This is a genomic window from Rhodococcus sp. NPDC060090 (assembly GCF_042729855.1).
Classification (GTDB): domain Bacteria; phylum Actinomycetota; class Actinomycetes; order Mycobacteriales; family Mycobacteriaceae; genus Rhodococcus.
Genome location: NZ_JBHWXB010000017.1, coordinates 19,476 through 43,204 on the forward strand (window position 1 = coordinate 19,476; position 23,729 = coordinate 43,204).

Here is a 23,729-nt window from a genome sequence, read left to right on the forward strand (position 1 = left end):
CCCCGGCGCCGCACCCGCTCAGCGCGCCACTTCCGTACCGATCCCCCACCGACCGTGCCCGCGCCGCACACTGACATCGCTGTCCTCGAGACGCGCGATGAGCACCGCGGCGATGTCCTGCGCCGCGGGCGGAGCCACCATCTCGTGGTGTTCACAGTCGATCCGGAACTGGTGGATCTCGCCGTCGACGATGTCGTGCCACGCGGCGACGGCGGGCACCGACCCCGCGGAGCGGGTGGCGGTGAAGAACAGCACATCGCCGTGGAAGGTCACCGGCGAATGCCGCCGCGCCGCACGGGCCGCGGCCGCCGACCCGGTGTGCAACCGTTCGAGGTGCTGCGCCGTCAGCCCCGACAGTTCCCCGAAAGTGCGCTCGAGGAGCACGAGCGCCTCCGCGTAGCTGGGATCGGCACCGCCGTTGGTGGAGACACCGAGGTCGCGAAGCATGTCCTTGACCGCCGGGGCCGCGCCACCGGACACATTGAGGTGCGCATCGAGCAACGCGAGGGTGTCGACGACCTCCCCGGCGCGTTGCAGTTCGACGGCGACGGCGTGCGCCACGATCCCACCGAGCGACCAGCCCAGCAGATGGTAGGGCCCGTGGGGTTGCACCCGGCGGATCTCCTCGGCGTAGCGCACCGCCAGCGACCGGATGCTGTCGACGGTGCCGGAATTACTCAAAGTGGGCAGCTGCAGCCCGTACACGGCGCGTTCCCCGTCGAGGTGCTGGGTGAGCCCGGCATATCCCCAGGCCAGCCCCGCCGCGGGATGCACACAGAACAACGCCGGTGCGGTGCCCTCCCGAAGCGGCACCAACACCCGCAGGGCGTCGTCGACGGTGCCGCTGTCCGCGTCCCCACTCAGGTGTTGCGCCAGGTCGGCGACCGTGGGATGAGTGAACAGCGCCGGCAAACCGATCCGGCGGTTGAGGCGCTGCGACAGATCCGGGACGAGCCGGGTGGCGAGCAGCGACGTACCGCCGAGTTCGAAGAAGTTGCCGTCCGCGGGCACCGCGGTCAGACCCAGGTGGGTGGCGAACACGTCCGCGACGAGACGTTCGAGGTCGGTGTCGGGAGCGCGGCCCTCGGCGGTGCGGGCGGTGAAGTCCGGTGCGGGCAGCGCGCGGCGATCCAGTTTCCCGGCCGGGGTCAGCGGGATGGCGTCGAGGACGACGATCACCGTCGGCACCATGTGCCCGGGCAGATGTGCGGCGACGTGCCTGCGCAGCGCGACCGGGTCGGGTGCGGTGTCCTCGGCGGCGCGCACATACGAGACGAGCACCGTTTCCCCCGAGGGGGCGGTGTGTCCGAGGGTGTGCGCGAACACCACCTGATCGTGGCCGGTGAGCGCGGTGTCGATCTCGCCGAGTTCGACCCGGAACCCGCGGATCTTCACCTGGAAATCGGCGCGGCCCACATACTCGAGTTCGACCCGGCCCGCCGGATCCCCGACCCACCGCACCACATCACCGGTGCGGTACATGCGCTCGCCCCGGCCGCAGGGGTCGGCAACGAACCGGCCCGCCGTCAGATCCGGGCGGGCATGGTAGCCCCGCGCCAGGCCGGGCCCGGCCACATACAGTTCGCCGGGCACCCCGATCGCGACGGGGCGCAGCCGCGCATCGAGCACCAGCGACCGGAAGCCACGCGACGGGCGGCCGATGGTCACCGGCTGCCCCGCGCGCAGCGGGTCGGTCAGCGAGGTCATGATGGTCGCTTCGGTGGGGCCGTAGGCATCGATCATCCGGTGTCCGTCGGCCCAGCGGTCGACCAGCTCCGGGGGGCACGCCTCCCCCGCGACGAGCAGCACCTGCAGGTCGGGGACCTGCGCCGGATCCAGTGAGGCGAGGGCGGTGGGGGTGATGAACGCATGGTCGACGCGGTGGGCCCGCAACGCCGCGGCGAGGTCGTCGCCGCCGTACACGCCGGGCGGCACGATCACCAGGCTCGCCCCCGCGGACAGCGCCATCATCATCTCGAAGATCGATGCGTCGAAACTCGGGGACGCCAGGTGCGAGACGCGGCTGCCCGGTTCGACGAGCAGATGGTCGTGTTCCTCGGCGGCGAGGTCGGCGAGGCCCCGGTGGGTGACCGTCACGCCCTTGGGGCGGCCGGTGGAGCCGGAGGTGTAGATCAGGTAGGCGCCGTGGTCGGGGCGTAGCGGCACCGGGCGGTCCCGATCGGTGATCGCGGTGGTGTCGCGGGCTGTGAGGTCGGCGCGGACCTCACCGGAATCGAGCACGATCCAGTCCACGGTGTCCGGGACGGCGCCGCGGTGTGCGGTGTCGGTGATCCCGACGGTCGCGGCACTGTCGGTGAGCATGAACTCGATCCGTTCGGGCGGATAGGTGGGGTCGACGGGCACGAACGTCGCACCGCTGCGGGTGGTGGCCCACACCGCGGTCACCGAGTCGATCGACCGGGGCAGGGCGAGTGCGACCACGGTGTCGGGGCCGGCGCCGCGGTCGAGGAGCAGCCGCGCCAGCGCAGTGGCGGCGTGGTCGAGTTCGCGGTAGGCAATGGTGCGGTCCCCGTCGACGACCGCGACCGCCGCGGGATCGATCGCGACGGCCTCGTCGAGCAGATCGGGCCACAACCGGGCGCCGACGCTGTCCGGGCCCCTCGCGGGCACCAGGGTGTCGCGTTCGAGGTCGGTGAGCAGGTCGATCTCGCCGACCGGGACGTCGGGGTCGGTGGTGACGGCGTCGAGCAGCCGGGTCAGGCGCGCCGCGAACCCGGCGACGGTGGCGGCGTCGAACAGGTCGGTGGCGTACACGAACGCCGCCTCGAGACCGCCCCCCTCGGTGCCGGTGTCGAGGACACCAGCGGCGTCGGCAGCGCCGCGGGTGCCTCCAGCGTCGGCGACGAGCAGCTCGAGGTCGAAGTTGCATACCGTCGGGTCGAGGGGGACGCCCTGCACCGTCAGGTGCGGCAACTCGAGCGCGGCGCGTTCGGTGTTCTGGAATTCGAGGGACACCTGGAACAGCGGGGAATGCGCCGTGGAGCGGATCGGGTCGGCGGTCTCGACGACGGTCTCGAACGGGATGTCGGTGTGCGCGAAGGCGTCGAGATCGCGGTCGGTGACGTCGGTGAGCAGTGCCGCGAACGTCGCCGCCGCCGGCACCGGGGTGCGCAACACCACGGTGTTGACGAACATGCCGACCACCTCGTCGAGGTCGCGGTGGCCGCGGCCGGCGACGGGGCTGCCGACGGCGATGTCGGAGGTGCCCGACAGTCGTGCGAGGAGCACGGCGAGGGCGGCGTGCATCGCCATGAACACAGTGGTGCCGTGCGCCGCGGCCAGCCGGGTGAGCCGCTGATGCAGCGCTGCGTCGATCGGGAAGCGGACGACGTCGCCGCGGAACGACTGCTGCGCGGGGCGGGGCCGGTCGGTGGGCAGCGGCAACACCTCGGGCAGGTCCGTGAGGGTGTCGCGCCAGAACCGGATCTGGGCGTCGGCGAGAGAGCGGGGGTCGGCCGGGTCGCCGAGGCGGTCGTGTTGCCACAGGGCGTAGTCGGCGTACTGGACGGGCAGCGGGGCCCAGGTGGGGGCGTCACCGCGGGTGCGGGCCTGATAGGCGATCATCAGGTCGCGGGCCAGTGGCGCGAGCGATGAGCCGTCGGCGGCGATGTGGTGCACCACGAGCACCGCAATGTGCTCGTCGCGGCCGAGCGCGAACACCCGCGCCCGCAGCGGCACATCGACGGTGACATCGAAACCGGCGCCCGTGAAGTCGCCGACCGCGGCGAGGACCGTGTCGGCACCGGCGGGCACCACATCGAGGGTCAACGGCACGTCGTCGGCGGCGAGGATGCGCTGGTGCGGTCCGTCCGCGGTGGCCGGGTACACGGTGCGCAGCGCCTCGTGCCGGGACAGCACATCATGCAGGGCGGCGCCGAGCGCGGCGCGGGACAGATGCCCGCTGAGCCGGATCGCAAGCGGGATGTTGTAGGCGGCCGAGGTGGTGTCGAACTGGTTGACGAACCACAGGCGCTGCTGGGCCGGGGACAGGGGGATGCGGTCGGGGCGCGGCGCCGAGGTGGGGCCGGTGCGTGGCCCGGCGTGTTCGTCGGTGCCCTCGGCTGCGTGCAGGTGCGCGGCGAGGTCGCGCACGGTGGGGTGTTCGAACAGGGCGCGCACGGGGATGTCGCGGCCGAGGTGGTCGCCGAGCCGGGCGACGGCGCGCGTCGCGATCAGGGAGTTGCCGCCGATGTCGAAGAAACTGTCGGTCGCGGAGAGGGTGTCGAGTCCGAGGAGTTCGCGCAGGTGCTCGGCGAGGACGGTTTCCAGTCCTTCGGCGGGTGGGTGGTGGTCGGCGCCGGTGCGGGTCAGGTCCGGCACGGGTAGGGCGTCGCGGTCGAGTTTCCCGACGGGGGTCAGCGGGATCTCGTCGAGGACGGTGATGAATGTGGGCACCATGTGCGCGGGAAGGTGTTGTGCAACATGGTTTTTGATGGTGTGGTGGTCCAGGGTTCCGGGGGTGGCCGGGTGGCAGTGGGCGACCAGCACCGTCTCCCCCGACGGGGCGGTGTGCGCGACGGTGACGGCGAACCCGACATCGGGATGGGTGCTGAGGGCCGCGTCGATCTCGCCGAGTTCGACGCGGAACCCGCGGATCTTGACCTGGAAGTCGGCACGGCCGACGTAGTCGATCTCGAGCCGGCCGGCCGGGTCGCCGACCCACCGCACCACATCGCCGGTGCGGTACATCCGCTCCCCCGCCTGCCCGTACGGGTCGGCGACGAACCGGCCCGCCGTCAGATCGGGGCGGGCGTGATAGCCACGCGCCAGGCCGGTGCCTGCGAGATACAGCTCACCGGACACCCCGACCGGGACGGGGCGCAGCAGCTCGTCGAGGATCACGGCGTGCACCCCGCGCAGCGGCGGCCCGAGCGTCAGGACGCTGTCGCGGCGTAGCGGGTCGCTGATCGCGGCCATGATCGTCGTTTCGGTGGGCCCGTAGGCGTTGACGAGACGACGGCCCGGCGTCCAGGTGTCGAGCAGGTCCGCCGGCCAGGCCTCTCCGCCGACGGCGAGGTCGACGAACGCGGTCAGGTCGGCCGGATCCAGCGACGCGAGCGCTGCGGGGGTGATGAACCCGTGGGTGACGGCGCGGTCGGCGAGGAACCGGCCGAGTTCGGCGCCGCCGTACAACTCGGGGGGCACGACGACGAGGGTGGCGCCGGATCCGAAGGCCAGGAGGTACTCGAAAATCGATGCGTCGAAGCTCGGCGACGAGAAATGCATGACGTTCGAGCCCGGGCCGGCGCCGAACCGGTCGCGCTGATCCAGGGCGAAATTGTGCAGGCTGCGGTGGGTGGTCACCACCCCCTTGGGGCGGCCGGTGGAGCCGGAGGTGTAGATCAGGTAGGCGGCGTGGTCGAGACGCAACGGTGTCCACCGGTCGGCGTCGGTGATCGGAGCGGAGACACCGGTGGTTCCGGTCGCGGTGGGGTGGAGGTCGGCGCTGCGGAGATGGAGGCTGTGCAGGTCGAACCACCGCACCGTGTCGGGCAACCCGGCGCGGTGCGCTGCGGTGGTGACCCCGACGGTGGCACCGCAGTCGGCGAGCATGAACGCGACCCGCTCCGCCGGGTAATGCGGATCGACCGGCACGAACGCCGCCCCGGTCTTGGTGATCGCCCACATCGCGAGCACGGACTCCACGGAACGGGCGATGCCCAGGGCGACGACGGCGTCGGGGCCGACGCCGTCGTCGAGCAGGCGGCGGGCCAGCGCATCGGAGCGGGCATCGAGATCCCGGTAGGTCACCGCGACGTCACCGTCGGTCACCGCGATCGCGTCGGGATGCGCCGCCGCGGTGGCGGTGAACACCTCCGGCAGGGTCAGCGTCGAACCGCCCTCCGGTCCGCGTCCCGGGGTCAGCGCCCGCGCTTCGGCGGCGGTGAGCACCGGGCGCTGCGCGAGAAGCGCGCCGGGGTCGCCGGTCAAGATGGTCAGGGCCGCGATGATGCGGTCGGCGATGACCGCGACCTCACCGCTGTCGAACACCTCCGGCAGGTACTTCATCCGCAGATGCATCACGGTATCGGCGTGCGCGACGATGCTCAGCGGATAATGCGCCGCATCACGGCCGGTGATCCCGGTGATGCGCATGCCTGCGATGTCGGTGTCTTCGCTCATCCCCGCCGCATCGACCGGATACGACTCGAACACGGTCAACGTGTCGAACCGGACGGCGCCGCCGACGTGCCGGTCGAGAGTGTTCAGATCGAGATGATGGTGATCGAGCAGCGCCGCCTGTTCGGCCTGCACCCGGTCGACGAGCGCCCCCACGGTGTCGCCCGGATGCACCGTGATGCGCACCGGCACAGTGTTGATGAACAATCCGACCATCGTTTCGATCCCCGCCACCTGCGGGGGCCGCCCGGAGACGGTCGCACCGAACACCACGTCGCGGCGTCCGGTGAGCGCACCGAGGACCACACCCCACGCGACCTGCACCAGGGTGTTGACGGTGACTCCGCGCGCGGCGGCGACCGCGTCGAGGCGAGCCGACAACTCGGCGCTCACCTCGACGTCGAGGTCGTCGGAGACGCCGGTGGTGGCACCGGTGCGGTGCTGCGGAGCCAGCAGCGTCGGCTCATCGACCCCCGCGAGCACGCGGCGGTAGGCCTCGATCGAGGTGTCGGGGTCGCGGTCGGCGAGCCATGCCAGATAGGTACCGAAACTCTGCGGTCGGTCGAGGACCGTGGTGTCGTTGTCGGTGGCATACAGCACGAGCAGTTCCCGGATCAGGACCGGAGTGGACCAGCCGTCGAGCAGCAGATGATGATTCGTCAGGGCGACCCGGTGCCGGTCCGGGCCGATGTGCACGACGGTGACCCGCAGCAGCGGTGCGGCGGTGGTGTCGAATCCGGTGGCGCGGTCGGCGGCGAGCAACCGGGCGGCTGCGGCCTCCGGATCCGGGTCGTCGCCGGTGTCCGCGACCGTGAACGGTACGTCGGTGTGCGTCGGCACGACCTGCACATATCCGTCGCCGCCGTCGCCGGTGAACGCGACCCGAAGATTCGGATGCCGCAGCAGCAGCACCTGCACCGCGCGCCGCAGCCGCGCCGGATCGAGCCGGCCGGCGACGTCGAGGACGAGTTGCACCACATACGCGTCCGGGTCGTCCCCGGCGAGCAGCGCGTGGAACAGCAACCCGGTCTGCAGCGGCGCGGTCGGCCACACCGTCTCGAGCGGCCCGTACCGGTCCTCGAGATGTTCGAGGGTGGGCTGATCGAGCCGCACCAGCGGCAGATCCGACGGAGTCAGACCCCCGGCGTGCGGGTTGCGCGCATGCCTCGCGAGGGCGGTCGCGGCGGCGGTGAACCGGGCGGCGAGCGCGGTGACCTCGGCATCGTCGAGTAACCCGGCCGGGAACGACCAGAAGGTGCGCAGCACCGGCCCGTCGGGGCCGTCGACGGTCACGGCATTGAGATCGACGACGGCGGCGGCGGGCATGTCGGGGCTCTGCGTGCCGCCACGACCGAATGCCCCGATCGGCAACCACGGCACCTCGGCAGCGGTGTCGGTGCCGACGGTGGGGCGCCCCAGATAGTTGAAACTCAGTTGCGGGGTCGCCAGCGCCGCGAGTTCGGAGGCGGTGTCGTCGGCGAGATACCGCAGCAGACCGAAACCGACTCCGTGATCCGGGACCGCGGCGAGATGTTCCTTGACGGCCTTGATGGCGCGGCCTGCGGCGGGACCCCCGGTGAGCGCATCGTCGAGGTCGACGGCGGCCAGATCCAGTCGCAGCGGGTGGATGGTGGTGAACCAGCCGACGGTGCCGGACAGGTCGGCGCCGTCGGCGGCGGTCGTCTCCCGGCCGTGCCCTTCGACGTTGAGCAGCACCTCATGCCGGTGTTGACCGCGGTCGCGGCGCCACGCGAGGACGGCGAGCGCGAAGGCGGTGAGCAGACCGTGCTCGACGGAGCCGTGGAACCGGTCCGGCACCGTGGTGAGCAGCGCCTCGGTCACCGCGGTGGGCAGCACGGCTTCCACCGTCGCCACGGTGGCGTTGACGTCGACGGCCGGATCGAACGGCCGGTCCCCCACCGGCGGGTCGACGACATCGACGGTACGGCGCCAGAAGTCGAGTTCGGTGCGGCGGTCCGGGTCCTGCGCGGTCGTGGCCAGGGCATGCGCCCAGCGGCGCACCGACGTACCCGCCGCGGGCGGCAGCAGCGCCGCCGGGGCGTGCGGATCGAGACCGGCCGCCCACGCCGCCGCGAGATCGGGCACCAGGATCCGCCACGACACCCCATCCACCGCAAGATGGTGGATCACCAGCAGCAACCGGCCGGCGCCGGTCGCCGCGTCGAACCACACCGCCTGCAGCAGCACCCCGGCCGACGGGTCGAGCCGATCCGCGGCCGCGTCGAGTTCATGCGAGGCGAGCGTGAAGAACTCGTCGGTGTCGGCGGCACTGGTGACCGACACCCGATGGATCACCGTGTCGGCGTGCACCGCGCCGGGCGGGTCGACGTACAGCGCTGCGCCGCGCGGCGCAGCGACGCTCGGATACAGGCGGGCGCGGAGCATGTCGTGCCGATCGAGCAGCGCCTGGATCAGTGTGGTCAGCACGGGTCCGGTCAGGTCGTGCGGTAGCCGCAGCAGCACGGCCTGCGTGTAGCGGTCGTAACTGCCGCCCCGGTCGAGCATCCAGTGCACGATCGGGGGCAGCGGCATCTCACCGACGCCCCCGCCGGGCAGTTCCGCCAACACGGCAGGGGCGACGGTGGTGCCTGCCACCGCGGCGAGCGCCGCGGGCGTCTTGTGTTCGAACACGTCCCGCGGGGACAGTTCGAGCCCGGCGGCCTTGGCACGCGATACCAACTGGATCGACATGATCGAGTCGCCGCCGAGGGAGAAGAACGAGTCGTCGACCCCGACGGTGTCGAGACCGAGGACCTGCGCGAACAACTCGACCAGCCGGATCTCCCGGTCCCCGGCGGGGGCGCGGGTCACCGCGGAGCGGGCCGCGAAATCCGGGGCGGGCAGTGCACGGCGATCGAGTTTGCCGGTGGCCGCGACCGGCAGGGTGTCGAGCACGACGAGGGTCGCGGGCACCATATACGCGGCGAGGTCGGTGGCGACCTGCGCCAGCACGGTATCGACGTCGAGATCGACACCGGTTTGCGGCACCAGATAGCCGACGAGCCGGTCGGTGGCGGCGCGGTCGTCGTGGTGCACCACGACCACCGCGCGGGCGACCCCGGGGCTGCGCAGCAGCGCCGCTTCGATCTCGCCGAGTTCGATGCGGAAACCGCGCATCTGGACCTGGAAGTCGCTGCGGCCGACGTATTCGATGTCGCTGCTGCGGGTGCGGCGGGCGAGGTCGCCGGTGCGGTAGAGCCGCGTCCCGGGGGCGCCGTGCGGGTCGGCGACGAAGCGGGTGGCGGTCAGGTCGGGGCGGGCGTGATAGCCGCGGGTCAGCTGCCCACCGGAGACATACAGTTCCCCGATCGTGCCGGTGGGGACGGGATGCAGCCGCGCGTCGAGGATGTGCAGGTGCAGCGACGGCAGTGGTGCGCCGATGAGGCTGGCGTTCGCCTCCGCGGCCAGCGCCCGCCCCAGGGGCAACGCGGTGACGTGCACGGTGGTTTCGGTGATGCCGTACATGTTCACCAAGGTGGGGGTGGTGTCGTCGTGGCGGCGGTACCAGCGGTCGAGCTGCGCCAAATCGAGGGCCTCCCCACCGAAGATGATCCAGCGCAACGGCAGCGGCGGTCCCCCCGCGACCCGGTCGGCCTCGACGAGCTGCTGGAACGCGGTCGGCGTCTGGTTCAGGACGGTGACCTGTTCGCGCCGCAGCAACGCGAGGAACTCGTCGGGGGTGCGGGCGGTGTGGTAGTCGACAACGACGAGGCGGCCGCCGTGTGCGAGGGCACCCCACAGTTCCCACACGGAGAAGTCGAAGGCGTAGGAGTGGAACAGCGTCCACACGTCGTGCTGGTCGAAACCGAACTGCGGATGGGTATCGGTCATCAAAGTCACCACGGTGCGGTGCGGCACCACCACACCCTTGGGGCGGCCGGTGGAGCCGGAGGTGTAGATGACGTAGGCGGTCTGATCGGGGTGCACCGGCCGACGCTCCCCGCCGGTCAAGACGGTCGTGGGCAGCGCCGCGAGCCGGTCGATCACGGCCTGCGCGTCGAGCAGCACCGTTTCCGGTGCGGTCTCGGGCATGAACGCGGCGTGTTCGGCGGTGGTGAGCACACACACCGGGTGCGCGTCGGCGAACATGAACGCGAGCCGCTCCGGCGGGTACGCGACATCGATCGGCAGGTATCCGGCGCCGCTGTCGAGGATCGCGAGCAGCGCGACGACGAGTTCACAGGTGCGGGGCAGGGCGACGGCGACGAGCGTGTCGGGGCCCGCGCCGTGCTCGAGCAACAGCCGCGCGAGGCGGTGGACCCGCTCATCGAGTTCTCGGTATGTCAGCTGCCCGTCGTCGGCGGTCACCGCGACCGCGTCGGGATCGAGGGCGGCGCCGCGGCGGAACAGATCGAGCAGGGTGTCGCCGCTCGCCGCAGGCAGACCCGCGCGGCTCGCCGCAGACAGACCCGCGCGGCTCGCCGCGGTGGCGTGTTCGAGGTCGGTGAGCAGATCGAGATCGCCGACCGGCCGCGCCGGATCGTCGGTGACCGCGGCGAGCAACCGCACGAACCGGTCGGTGATCGCCGCGGCGGTCGCCGCGTCGAACAGGTCGGTGGCGTACGTGAACGCGCAGCTCAGACCGCCGCCGGGGTTTTCCTGCACGTTCAGTTGCAGATCGAACTTCGCGACGTTGAGGTCGGCGTCGAGCGCCTCGACGGTCAACTCCGGCAACTCGAGGTGAGCGCGGTCGGTGTTGCCGAATTCGAGGACCACCTGGAACAGCGGGGAATGATCGGTGGCGCGGGTCGGGTCGAGCGCGTCGACGAGTTTCTCGAAGGGCAGTTCGGTGTGCCCGAACGCCGCGAGGTCGACCTCGCGGGTGCGGTGCAGATGATCGCTGAACGACAGGGCGCCGGTGACGGGGGTGCGCAGCACCACGGTGTTGACGAACATACCGACCAGATCGTCGAGGGCGCGATGCCCGCGTCCGGCGACGGGGCTGCCGATCGCGATGTCGGAGGTCGACGACAGCCGCGCGAGTAGCACCGCGAGGGCGGCATGCACGGTCATGAACACGGTGGCGTTGTGCGCGGCGGCGAGATCGACCAGCGCCGCGTGCACGCCGGGGTCGACGTCGAAGCGGTGCACGGCGCCGCGGAACGACTGCTGCGGGGGTCGCGGCCGGTCGGTGGGCAGCGGCAGCACCTCCGGCAGATCGGCGAGGGTGTCGCGCCAGAAGTCGAGTTGGGTGGCGGCGAGCGACGCCGGGTCGGTGGGGTCGCCGAGCAGATCCTGTTGCCACAGGGCGTAATCGACGTATTGCACGGTCAGCGGCGGCAGGTCGGCGGCGACGGCGCGGGTGCGGGCGAGATAGGCGGTCATCAGGTCGCGGGCCAGCGGAGCCATCGACGCCCCGTCCGCGGCGATGTGATGCACCACCACCACCAGGACATGTTCGGTGTCGGACAGTGCGAGCAGCGCCGCACGGACCGGCACGGCGGTGGCGACGTCGAAGCCGGCGCCGATCAACTCGGCGACCCGGCCGGGCAGGTCGGCGGCCGAGAGAGTTTCGGGTCGTAGCGCGGTGACGGCCTGGTCGAGGGCCGAGATCAGTTGCCGTGGGCCGTGCTCGTCACCGGGGTACCAGGTGCGCAGCGTCTCGTGCCGCTCGAGCAGGTCCGACACGGCGCCGTTCAACGCGGTGAGGTCGAGCCGGCCGGTGAGGCGGATCGCGAGGGGGATGTTGTAGGCGGCGGAGGTGGTGTCGAACTGGTTGACGAACCACATGCGTTGCTGGGCGGGGGCCAGTGGGAGTCGTTCCGGGCGGACGGCGGGCACCAGCGGGGTGTGGCCGTGGCCCCCGTGATCGTCGAGGACCCGCACGGCGAGGGACCGCACGGTGGGGGCCTCGAACAGGGCGCGCACCCCGGCGTCGGTGCCCAGCGCGGCGTTCATGCGGGCGACGACGCGGGTGGCGATCAGGGAGTTGCCGCCGATGTCGAAGAAGTTGTCCTCCACCGACACCCGTTCGTGTCCGAGGACGTCGGCGATGATCTCGGCGACGATGCGTTCGAGGTCGGTGGCCGGCGGCCGGTGCTCGCCGCCGGTGGCGGTCAGGTCGGGTACCGGCAGGGCGCGGTGGTCGAGTTTCCCGACGGGGGTCAGGGGGATCTCGTCGAGCACCACCACGGTCGCGGGCACCATGTGGGCGGGCAGCCGTGCGGCGACGTGCGCGCGGACCGCGGCGGGGTCGACGTCGGTGCCGGTCTCGGGCAGCACGTAGGAGATCAGCACGGTGTCGCCCGAGGGTGCGGTGTGGCCGGCGGTGTGTGCGAACACGATGCGGTCGTGGCCGGTCAGGGCGGCGTCGATCTCGCCGAGTTCGATGCGGAACCCGCGGACCTTGACCTGGAAGTCGGAGCGGCCGAGGTATTCGACGGTGTGGTCGGCGCGCCAGCGCACGACGTCGCCGGTGCGGTACATCCGTTCCCCGCCCCGCCCGTAGGGGTCGGCGAGGAACCGGGCGGCGGTCAGGTCGGGGCGCCGGTGGTAGCCGCGGGCGACACCGGGCCCGGCGATGTACAGTTCGCCGGCCACGCCGATGGGGACGGGGCGCAGCCGGTCGTCGAGGATCACCTGGTGGAAGCCGACGGCGGGGCCGCCGACGGTGACGACCTCGTCGGGGTGCAGGGCCGGGCTGACGCTGGTTTCGATGGTGGCCTCGGACGGGCCGTAGCCGTTGAACATCTGCCGGCCGGGTGCCCAGCGGGCGACGAGTTCCGGCGGGCAGGCCTCCCCGGCGACGACGAGGACGCGGAGCGTGTCGAGGTCGTGGGGGTCGAGGGAGGCGAGGGCGGTGGGGGTGATGAATGCGTGGGTGACCTGTTCGTCGCGCAGGAGCCGGGCGAGTTCGTCGCCGCCGTACACGTCCGGCGGCACGATCACCAGCGTCGCGCCGGCGCAGAACGCTTTGGTGTATTCGAAGATCGACGCGTCGAAGCTCGGGGATGCCAGGTGTGAGACGCGGGCGTGGTGGGTGATGGTGAAGTGGTCGCGGACCTCGGCGTTGAGGTTGGTCATGCCGCGGTGCGTGACCACGACGCCTTTGGGGCGGCCCGTGGAGCCGGAGGTGTAGATCAGGTAGGCGGGATGGTCGAACAGTAGCGGTGTGGTGCGGTCGGTGTCGGTGATCGGCTCGGTGGGGGTCGCGGCGATGCGTGCACGCAGGCCGGGGTCGTCGAGGACGAGCCACGGCACGGTCCCGGGAAGCCGGTCGCGGTGCTCGCGGGTGGTCAACCCGAGAGCAGCGGCGCAGTCGGTGAGCATGTAGTCGATGCGCTCGGAGGGGTAGGTGGGGTCGACGGGCACGAACGCGGCGCCGGTCTTGGTGACTGCCCACACCGCCGCCACCGATTCGATCGACCGTGAAATACCTAGCGCCACCACATTTTCCGGTCCGATGCCGGTGTCGATGAGCAGGTGGGCGACGCGGGTGGACCAGTCGTCGAGTTCCCGGTAGGTCACCTGGCGGCCGCGGAACGACAACGCCACCGAATCGGGCACGATCGCGGCGATGGCGGTGAGCATCTCGGGCCACTGCTGCGGCGAGACCGGTGGCCTGCCGCGGGCCGGCGCGAGAGCGGCCAGTTCGACAGCGGTGACGATGCCGATGTCGCCGACGGGGATCTCCGCACCCGCGGTGACGGCCTCGACGATGCGGGCGAAGCGGTCCGCGAACGAGACCACCGTGGCGGCGTCGAACAGGTCGGTGGCGTAGGTGAAGTACGCCGCGATCCCGGCCGGGCCGTCGTTGCCGACGGTTTCGGCGACCGACAACTGCAGATCGAACAGTGACAGCGGTGCCGCGAGATCGAGGACCCCGACGGTCAGGTCCGGCAACGCCACCTCGGGGCGTTCGGTGTCCTGGAATTCGAGCATCACCTGGAACAGCGGTGTATACGCCGTCGACCGGGGCGGATCGAGGACCTCCACGAGACGTTCGAACGGAAGGTCCGCGTGATCGAATGCCGCGAGGTCGTCGTCGCGGACCTTCTGCAGCAACGCCGCGAACGGTTCGGTGTCGTCGACTCGGGTGCGCAACACCACGGTGTTGACGAACATGCCGATCAGGTCGTCGAGGTTGCGGTGCCCGCGGCCCGCGACCGGGGTGCCGATCGCGATGTCGGAGGTCGACGACAGCCGGGCGAGCAGCACCGCCAGCGCGGCGTGCACCACCATGAACACCGACGTGTCATGCCGGCGCGCCAATGCCACCAGCCGGCGGTGGGTGGCGGCGTCGAGAGTGAACGGCACCCGCGCACCACGGCGGCTCTGCTGCATCGGGCGGACCCGGTCGAGGGGCAGTTCGAGCAGTTCCGGAACTCCGTCGAGCCGTTCACGCCAGAACGACAACTGCCGCGAGGCGAGGGACCCGGGGTCCGTCTCGTCGCCGAGCGCCGCGCGTTGCCACATCGTGTAGTCGGCGTACTGGATCGGCAGCGGCGCCCACCCGGGGCTGTGCCCGGCCGCGCGGGCGGTGTAGGCGGTGATGACATCGCGGGCCAGTGGGCCGAGGGAGAATCCGTCGCCGGTGATGTGGTGGAGGACCATCACGAGCACATGCTCGGTGTCGGAGAGCGCGAGCAACCGGATGCGGGCGGGAATTTCGGTGGCGACGTCGAATCCGGTGGTGGCGATCTTCTCGACGTGTGTGTCCAGGGTGTCGGCGTCGATCGCGGTGACGGTGAAGTCGGGCAGCGAGGCTGCGGCGGCCGGGACGATCACCTGGATGGGTCCGGTGTCGGCGAACGGGTAGCGGGTGCGCAGCGATTCGTGGCGGGCGACGACGTCGGTGACCGCGGCCCGCAGCGTGGCCAGATCCAGATGTCCGGTCAGGCGGAGCGCTACGGCGATGTTGTAGGCCGGGGAGGTGGTGTCGAACTGGTTGATGAACCACATCCGTTGCTGTGCCGGCGACAGTGGCAGCGGATCGGGGCGGTGCCCGGCGGTGAGTGCGGGGCGGGCCGCGTCGGGTGCATCGACGGAGGTGCGGTGCACGTGGTCGAGGACTGCGGCGACGGTCGGATGGTCGAACAGGTCGCGGATGCCGAGGTCGGTGCCGAGGGTGGTAGACAGGCGTGCGGCGAGGCGCATCGCGAGCAGGGAGCCGCCGCCGAGGTCGAGGAAGCTGTCGTGCAACCCCACCCGGGGCACTTCGAGGAGTTCGGCGAAGGTGTCGGCGACGAGTTGTTCGACGGGGGTGCGCGGCGGGCTGTAGCCGCGGTCGGGTGCGGACTTCTCGGGTGCGGGGAGGGCGCCGCGGTCGAGTTTGCCGTTGACCCCGACCGGGAACCGGTCGAGCACGATCACGGTGGTGGGCACCATGTAGTCGGGGAGCTGCTGCGCGACTGCGGCGGTGACCGCGCGGGGGTCGACGGCGCGGTCCGGGTGCGGCACCACATAGCCGGTGAGCACGTCGTCGGCGAGGTGATGCACGAGCACCGCGGCCTGTGCGATGTCCGGATGGCTGCGCAGAGCATGTTCGATCTCGCCGAGTTCGATGCGCAGGCCCCGGACCTTGACCTGGAAGTCGCTGCGGCCCAGGTACAGTAGTGCACCGTCGCGGCGGCGGGTGGCGAGGTCGCCGGTGCGGTACATCCGCTCCCCCGCAGGCCCGTACGGGTCGGCGACGAACCGGTCGGCGGTCAGTGCGCCGCGCCCGAGATAGCCGCGGGCGAGTTGCACCCCGGCGAGATACAGTTCGCCGACCGCCCCGGCGGGGACCGGATGCAGGCGGCCGTCGAGTACGTAGGTGCGGGTGTTCCACACCGGGCTGCCGAGGGGCACGGTGCCGGTGTCGTCGTCGCTGGTGGTCCAGGCGGTGACGTCGACGGCGGCTTCGGTGGGCCCGTACAGGTTGTGCAACTCGATCTGAGGGAAGGCGCGGCGGGTCGCGGCGGCGGTCTCCGGGGGCAGGGCCTCCCCGGAGGCGAACAGGTGCCGCAGTGAAGTACCGGCACCCGGCCGGGTCGCGGCGGCGGTGAACACCGCGAGCATGGACGGCACGAAATGTGCGACGGTGACCTGCTGGGTGTCGATGAGCTCGAGCAGATGGTCGGGGTCGCGGTGTCCGCCGGGCGCGGCGAGCACGAGCCGTGCCCCGGTGTGCAACGGCCAGAAGAACTCCCACACCGACACGTCGAATGTCGCGGGGGTCTTCTGCAGCACGGTGTCGGCGGCGGTCAGCGGATAGGTGTGCTGCATCCAGCGCAACCGGTTGACGATGGCGCGGTGGGTCACCGCAACGCCCTTGGGGCGGCCGGTGGAGCCGGAGGTGTAGATGACGTAGGCGAGGTCGTCGCCGCGCGCCCGGCGACGGTCGGTGTCGGTGAGCGGGGTGTCGGATTCGGCGCCGGTGTGGAGAGTGTCGAGGTGCAGCACCTCCACCTCGGCGCCGGCGAGGCACGCGGCGTCGGCGGTGACGGTGAGGACGAGCGCGGGGCGGGCACTGCCCAGCACATAGCCGGTGCGTTCCGCGGGATGCTCGGGGTCCAAGGGCAGGTAGGCGGCGCCGGTCTTGACGATGGCGTACATGCCGACGAGCAGGTCGAGCGAACGGGACACGGCCAGGCCGACGACCCGGCCCGGCCCCGCGCCGCGACGCAGCAGTACGCGGGCGAGCCGGTTGGTGGCGGCGTCGAACTCGGCGTAGCCGAGGGTGTGCGCGCCGGCCACGACGGCGGGGGCGTGCGGGGTGGCGGCGACCTGTACGGCGAACGGATCGAGCAGGGTGTCGCCGGCGGGCAGTGCCGTGGTGGTGTCGTTCCACTCGCCGAGCACTCGGGTGCGTTCGCCGGTGGTGAGCAGGTCGAGGTCGCCGACGGCACGGCCGGGTGCGGTCACCGCGGCAGTGAGCAGCCGCACGAGACGGTCGGCGAATCCGGCGGCGGTGTCGGCGTCGAACAGGTCGGTGGCGTACGACAGGGCGCCGCGTAGCGACTCGGTGCCGCCGTCGGGTCCGGGCATCTCGGTGACGGTCAGATGCAGGTCGAATTTCGTTGTGGTGGTGTCGATTTCGGTGATATCGACGGCCAGGTCGGGTAGTTCCAGGTGAGCGGTGTCATTGTTCTGGAAGGCGAGCATCACCTGGAACAGCGGCGAATGCGCCGCCGACCGGGTCCCGGCAAGCAGATCGACGAGTGCATCGAACGGCAGGTCGGCGTGCGCGAACGCTTCGAGGTCGCCGTCGCGTACCGCCTGCAGGTAGGTGCCGAACGGCGTCGCCGCGGGCACCGCGGTACGGAGCGCGACAGTGTTGACGAACATGCCCACCAGGTCGTCGAGGGCACGTTCCCCGCGCCCCGAGACAGGGGTGCCGATGGTGACGTCGTCGCTGCCGGACAAGCGCGCGACCAGCAGACTCAGTGCGGCGTGCAGCACCATGAACTCGGTGGCACCGTGCGCATGCGCGACCGCGGTGATCTTCCGGTACAGGACGGGCGCGATGTCGAAGTCGACGGTGGCGCCGCGGAACGACTGGGCCGGGGGCCGCGGCCGGTCGGTGGGCAACGCACCGATCTCCGGTGCGCCGGCGAGCCGGGTCCGCCAGAAGCCGAGTTGCTCGGCGGCGCGGGAGGTGGCGTCGTCGACCGTGCCGAGCATCTCGTCGAACCACAGGGTGTAGTCGGCGTATTGCACGGGCAGCGCATTCCACTGCGGGCTCTGCCCGTCACGGCGCGCGAGATAGGCGGTCATCAGGTCCCGGGCCAGCGGCGCCAGCGATGCACCGTCCGCCGCGATGTGATGCACGACCACGGCGACGACGTGCTGTTCGTCGTGCACCCGCAGCAGCCGGAGCCGGACCGGTGGGTCGACGGTGACGTCGAACCCGGCGGTGACGACCTCGGCGACGGCCCGCTCGAGGTCGGCCGCATCGACGGGGGCCGCGTCGAGGTCGAGGTCGAGGTCGGTCGCAGGCAGGATCTGCTGGATCGGTCCGTCGGCGGTCGCGGGGAACAGGGTGCGCAGCGACTCGTGCCGGTCGAGCAGATCGCGCACCGCGGCGGTGAGCGCGGCGACATCGAGGGTGCCGGTCAAGGTGATGGCGACGGGAATGTTGTAGGCGGCGGAGGTGGTGTCGAGTTGGTTGACGAACCACAGGCGCCGCTGCGCCGCGGACACCGGCACCCGCTCGGGTCGGGGCCGTGCCGTCAGCGGCACCCGGAGCCGGTGCGCGGCGGCACGGCCCGCGTCGAGGTGCGCGGCGAGGGTCCGCACGGTGGGCGCCTCGAACAAGGTTCGCACCCCCACCTCGGTGCCGAACGCCTCGCCCAGGCGGGCCACCACGCGGGTGGCGATCAAGGAGTTGCCACCGAGGTCGAAGAAGCTGTCGTCGAGTCCGACCCGCTCGACACCGAGCTGGTCGGACAGGATCTGCGTCACCGCGGTTTCGGTGGGCGAGACCGGGGCGCCGTCGCTGACGGTGGTGGTGAACACCGGTTCGGGCAGGGCACGGCGGTCGAGTTTGCCGACCGGGGTCAGCGGGATGTGGTCGAGCGCCACCAGCGCGGCGGGCACCATGTGCGCGGGGAGCCGCTGCCGCAGGTGCTCGGTGAGTGCGTCGGTCTCGATGGCCCGGCCGGTCTCGGGCAGCACATACGCCACCAGCATGGGATCGCCGGAGGGGGCGGTGCGGCCGAGGGTGACGGCGAACGCGACGGTGTCGTGATCGGTCAGGGCAGCGTCGATCTCGCCGAGCTCGATGCGGAAACCGCGGATCTTGACCTGGAAATCGGAGCGACCGAGATATTCGATGGTGTCGTCGTGATGCCAGCGCACCACATCACCGGTGCGGTAGGTGCGGGATCCGGGCGCACCGTAGGTGTCGGCGACGAACCGGGTCGCGGTCAGGCCGGGACGGTCGAAGTAGCCGCGGGTGACGCCGGGGCCCCCGACGTACAGTTCGCCCGCCACGCCGCGCGGCACCGGATGCAGCCGGGTGTCGAGGACCACCTCGGTGACCCCGCACACCGGCGCCCCGAGGGTGACGGTCTCCCCCGCGACGAGCGGTTCGGTGATGGTGACGACGATGGTGGTCTCGGTGGGCCCGTAGGCGTTGAACATGCGACGCCCGGGTGCCCACCGGGCGGCGAGTTCCGGCGGGCAGGCCTCCCCGGCGACAGTGATCGCCCCGGCCTGCAGGCGGGCCGGGTCGAGAGACGCCAACGCTGCGGGGGTGGCGAACATGTGGGTGACGCGTTCGCGGTTGAGCAGCTCGGTCAGTTCGTCGCCGCCGTACACGGTGGCCGGGACGACCACGAGGGTCGCACCGACCGCGAATGCCGTCATGTACTCGAAGATCGACGCGTCGAAGCTCGGGGACGAGAAGTGCGAGACCCGTGCGGTGGGGGGCGGCGCGAGCCGGGTGTGCAGGGTCGCCGACAGGTTCGCCAGGCCCCGATGCGGCACGAGCACGCCTTTGGGGCGACCCGTGGAGCCGGAGGTGTAGATCAGATAGGCGGCGTGATCGAAGCGCAGGTCGCAGGGCCGGTCGGCGTCGGTGACGGGAACACCGGAGGTGCGCTCGATGCGGTCGCGCAGGTCCGGGTCGTCGAGTTCGAGCCACGGCACCAGGTCGGGTAGGTGCGTGCGGTGCGCGCCGGTGGTCAACCCGAGCACGGCACCGGAATCGGTGAGCATGTATTCGATGCGGTCGATCGGATAGGCCGGGTCGATCGGCACGAATGCCGCACCGGCCTTGGCGACGGCCCACAGCGCGGCGACCGACTCGAGGGACCGTGCGATACCCAATGCGACGATGCGTTCCGGTCCGGCCCCCGCATCGATGAGGATGCGGGCGAGGCGGTTGGACCACAGGTCGAGTTCGCCGTAGGTCACCGACCGGTCGCCGCACACGAGGGCGGGACTGTCGGGGACGATCGCGGCGACCGCGGAAAGCAGTTCGGGCCACAGCTGCGGGGACATCGCCGGGCGTCCCCGTGCCGGCAGCAATCCGGCCGGTTCGCCCGCGGCGACGACGGGCAGGTCACCGACCGCGCAGTCCGGGTCGTCCCCGGCGGCGGCCAGGACGCGGCCGACGCGGACCACGAAGTCCTCGGCGGTGTGTGCGTCGATCTCGGCGCGGCGGAAGACGGCGCGTACCGCGATCCCGTCGGCGCTCACCGTGACGTGCAGGGTCAAGGCGGCGGTCGACTGCAGCGCGGTAGCGGGCAGCGCAGTGGGCTCGAAGGGTTCGGTGGATGTGGTGACCGACAGGACCACCGGGGGGATCGGGGCGGGGCCGGACGCAGCGAGGTCGTCGGCGGTGATCTCGTCGTGCGCCGCGGCCTGCGCATCGAGGGCGGTGAGGCGGGCGAGCAACGCGGCGAACGATTCCGCAGCGTCGACGCGAGCGCACAGCGGCAGCACCACCGCGGGGCCGGGCCTGCCGATGACGGTGCTCTCCTCTGCGGTCAGCCGGGCCTCGACGATCGCGGTGGCGGCATGCAGCGCCGGATACCAGGTGTCGTCGGAGCCCTCGCACAGGGCGGCCAGGTCCGCGGACGTGACGGCGACGGCCACCTCGACTGTGCCGAACGGGTCCTTCTCGGTGTCCGCCGCGCGCTCGGCGCCGGGAGAGGTGCGCGGCAACCGGAGCTGTTCGGGGGCCCCGGCGAGGGTGCGGCGCCAGAATGCCGCGGTCGCCACGGCGTGCCTGCGGCGCCGGCCGATCTCGGCGGTGGCCGTGTCGATCCGGTCGAGTGGCGTGTCCGCGGGGGCACGCAGGAACGCGTCGAGCACTGCCACGAACGCGGTGTGGTGCTCGGCGAGTTCGTCGCGGTCGTAGCGATGCGGATTGCCGCGGAAATCGATGAAGGTCTTCGCGGGGGTCCCGCTCTGATAGATGTTGACCAGCAGGTCCTCGACGGGGCCGGAGGTCATGATGTGGAATTCCCCGCGGATGTCACCGAGAGTGATCTCCTGGTGGAAGAGCATGACGTTGACCATCGGCCCGGCGTACCGGGTCGGATCTCCGGCCGCGCCGCTCTCGCGCCGGATGTCCTCGAGGCTGAATCGCTGGTGCCGCAGCGCCCCGGTGAGCTCGAGTTGGACCCGTTGCACCAGAGCGTGGCGAGTGTCGTCGGCGGCGAGCCGGATGTGCAGCGGCGCGGTGTTGACGAGCATGCCGCCGCTGCGCCGCACGACCGCGGTGGTGCGCGCCGAAACGGGCAGGTTGATCACCACGTCGTCGTGGCCGGTCATGCGCGCCAGGTAGGTGGCGAACGCGGCGATGACCGTCGCCGTGGACGACGAACCGGCGGTGGTGTCGTCGCTCGCGGCCAGGGCATCCACGAGGTCATCGGGCAGTGCGGTGCCGGTGAGCAGACTCTGCGCAGCCGTCGGGGCGTCGCGGTGCGCGAGGGTCGAGCCGGCTTCGAGTCCGGCGACCCGTTCGAGCCAGTAGTCGCGGTCGGAGGTGTACCGGGTCGAGCCGTGGTAGTCGCGGTCCCAGTCGTAGAGGGTGCGCAGGTCCGCGGCCCGCGCGGGGTCGGGTTCGCGCTGCTCGTGCGCCGCGGTGTACAGCGCGGCGGCCCGGTTGAGCATGGTCATCGCGGCATAGCCGTCGAGCGCGACATGGTGGATGCGGGTGTACCAGAAGTACCGGTCATCGGCGACCTGCAGGACCGCCATGTTTACCAGCAGATCGGTGCTCAGGTCGACCGGTCGGGCGTAGTCGGCGTCCATCCAGTCGCGGGCGGCGCGCAGGGGGTCGGGTTCACCGCGGAAGTCGAACTGCGGGATGGTCTCGGAGATGATGGAACTGTCGACGACCTGATAGGGCTCGCCGTCGACCTCGAGGATCCGCAGGTATGCGGATTGGAACTCGCCGCCGGCGAGCAACGAGACCCGGCACAGCAGATCGACGTCGACGTCTCCGCGCAGATCGATGTACTGCGCGATGCAGATCGGCACGTGCGGTGCGAGTTGCTGCGCGAACCAGATCGACCGTTGCGCGGACGACAACGGGAAGGCGCCTTCGGGCAGCGCCGGCTCATGAGATCGCAACGACATTACCCCTCCGAGAAGCGATGTGGCCGATAACCGGCGCGCCCCGACATCGCGTCATGGTGGCCCTATCGGTGCCCCACTTTTTCCGGTCGTGCATTGTTCCGAGTGATCGGAAGCACTCCCCAAGCTAGACCACATCCGTCGCGTCCCGGTGCGGTTTCGCGTCGCAGAAGAAGCGACGGGAACACCTGCGATGCCGGCCGGTAATTCGAGCGGAGCCGGAATATGGCGAATGCCATTTTTGTCCGCGAGAACAATTACTTTTCCATCGCGATTCGATCACTGTTCGATATCCGAATCCGGAATGTCCGATTCACGACGACAAATGCCGAAACCGCGCGAAAACCCGCCCCCGGTGCCTATTGTCGAAACTCGAATCACACCTGTCCCACTACTCGTGGTACGCGCCCGACCGTTCCCCCTGACGCACCACTGCCACACCCCACGAAGGAGCATCAGATGTCGCGTCGCCGGTTCGCCCGCTCACTCGGTGTCCTGTTCGCCGCTGCACTAGCCGTCGCGGTCCCCGCCCACGCCGCCGCCGATCCCGCCCCTGCCGGGGTGCCCGTCGACCAGTTGCGCGCCGACCTCGCGGGCTCGCCGGACCTCGTCGGCGCCCTCGACCGACTCGTCGATGCCGCGCGCACCCCCACGATCCTCGAACCGCCGCCGCGGAACATCCCGCAGCCGTTCATGACGCCCGCACCGACGGTCGGTCCCGGCTGCGGCGGCGGATTCACTCCATTCGCGATGACCTCCGGGTGGGCGCATCCCGGCCCGCACGCCGACCCGGACATCGGGTTCGGGGAGATGAAGGTATTCGTGCAGCCGACCATCCCCGTCCAACCGGCCGCCGCCGACCTGAAGTTCGTGTGGATGAACATGGAGAACTTCCGGGCCGGTGTCGCCACCCTCGACGATCAGGTCGGTGGGGTCCCGCAGCTCTCCACCACCATCGCACCGGGTCCCGGACCCGTCATGGCGGCACTGTTCGGATCGGTGCAGTACGTCAACGGTGCGTTCTGCCAGGTCATCTACACCATGGGCGGATTCTTCGTCTGACCGACACGAACAACGACCGGGCGAGACGGCGGCCGGGCAACGCACCCTCAGCGGAGTCGTTCGGCCTCCCGCGCCAGCTCTACCAGCTCGGCACACAACCGGCGCAGCTCCACCGGATCGGCACCTTCGTCGACGGCGGTCGCCACGTCCTCGGCGGCGCACCGCACCTCGAACGCCCGATCGGTCACGGCCTCGGCCTCCGCCGACGACAACACCACCGCATCGGCCGCCGGCCCCGTGCTCGTCGCGGTGGCACGCTGCTCATAGGCACGTTGCCGGCACGACTGGCGGCAATAGCGGCGACGACGCCCCGTCCCGACCTCCGGCACCGGTCGTCCACACCACAGACAACTCGCTGGTCTGCGTTCCCGTCCGGCCATAGGGTGACACGTTACCGAGCGCAGAACCCGTGCCGGTAAACTGGTAGATCGGCCGCGTCCCCGGTTCGGGAACGGATTCGGCCCCGCCGACGTTGACATGGTGTGGACGTGGGA

General features: G+C 71.1%; 3 protein-coding genes. 1 reads left to right on the top strand and 2 read right to left on the bottom strand.

The window, feature by feature from the left end:
• Positions 1-18: 18 nt before the first annotated feature.
• Entirely contained in the window at positions 19-22,176 is a 22,158-nt protein-coding gene (locus ACFWCF_RS21460; protein WP_378565722.1) for a non-ribosomal peptide synthase/polyketide synthase, read from the bottom strand.
• A 456-nt stretch (positions 22,177-22,632) separates the two neighbouring features.
• On the opposite strand from ACFWCF_RS21460, the gene ACFWCF_RS21465 reads away from it, so the two are divergent.
• Complete coding sequence (locus ACFWCF_RS21465; RefSeq protein ID WP_378565725.1) at positions 22,633-23,235, top strand: hypothetical protein; 603 nt, start codon at positions 22,633-22,635, stop codon at positions 23,233-23,235.
• A gap of 47 nt (positions 23,236-23,282) precedes the next feature.
• Here ACFWCF_RS21465 and ACFWCF_RS21470 read toward each other — a convergent pair whose 3' ends face one another.
• On the bottom strand, positions 23,283-23,615 hold the full coding sequence (locus ACFWCF_RS21470; RefSeq protein ID WP_378565728.1) for a hypothetical protein: 333 nt from the start codon (positions 23,613-23,615) through the stop codon (positions 23,283-23,285).
• Between the last annotated feature and the right edge of the window lie 114 nt (positions 23,616-23,729).

Excerpts from the sequence above, each read along its gene's own strand:
- ACFWCF_RS21470 (WP_378565728.1), bottom strand. The coding sequence starts at position 23,615 with ATGGCCGGACGGGAACGCAGACCAGCGAGTTGTCTGTGGTGTGGACGA.
- ACFWCF_RS21460 (WP_378565722.1), bottom strand. The coding sequence starts at position 22,176 with ATGTCGTTGCGATCTCATGAGCCGGCGCTGCCCGAAGGCGCCTTCCCG.
- ACFWCF_RS21465 (WP_378565725.1), top strand. The coding sequence starts at position 22,633 with ATGTCGCGTCGCCGGTTCGCCCGCTCACTCGGTGTCCTGTTCGCCGCT.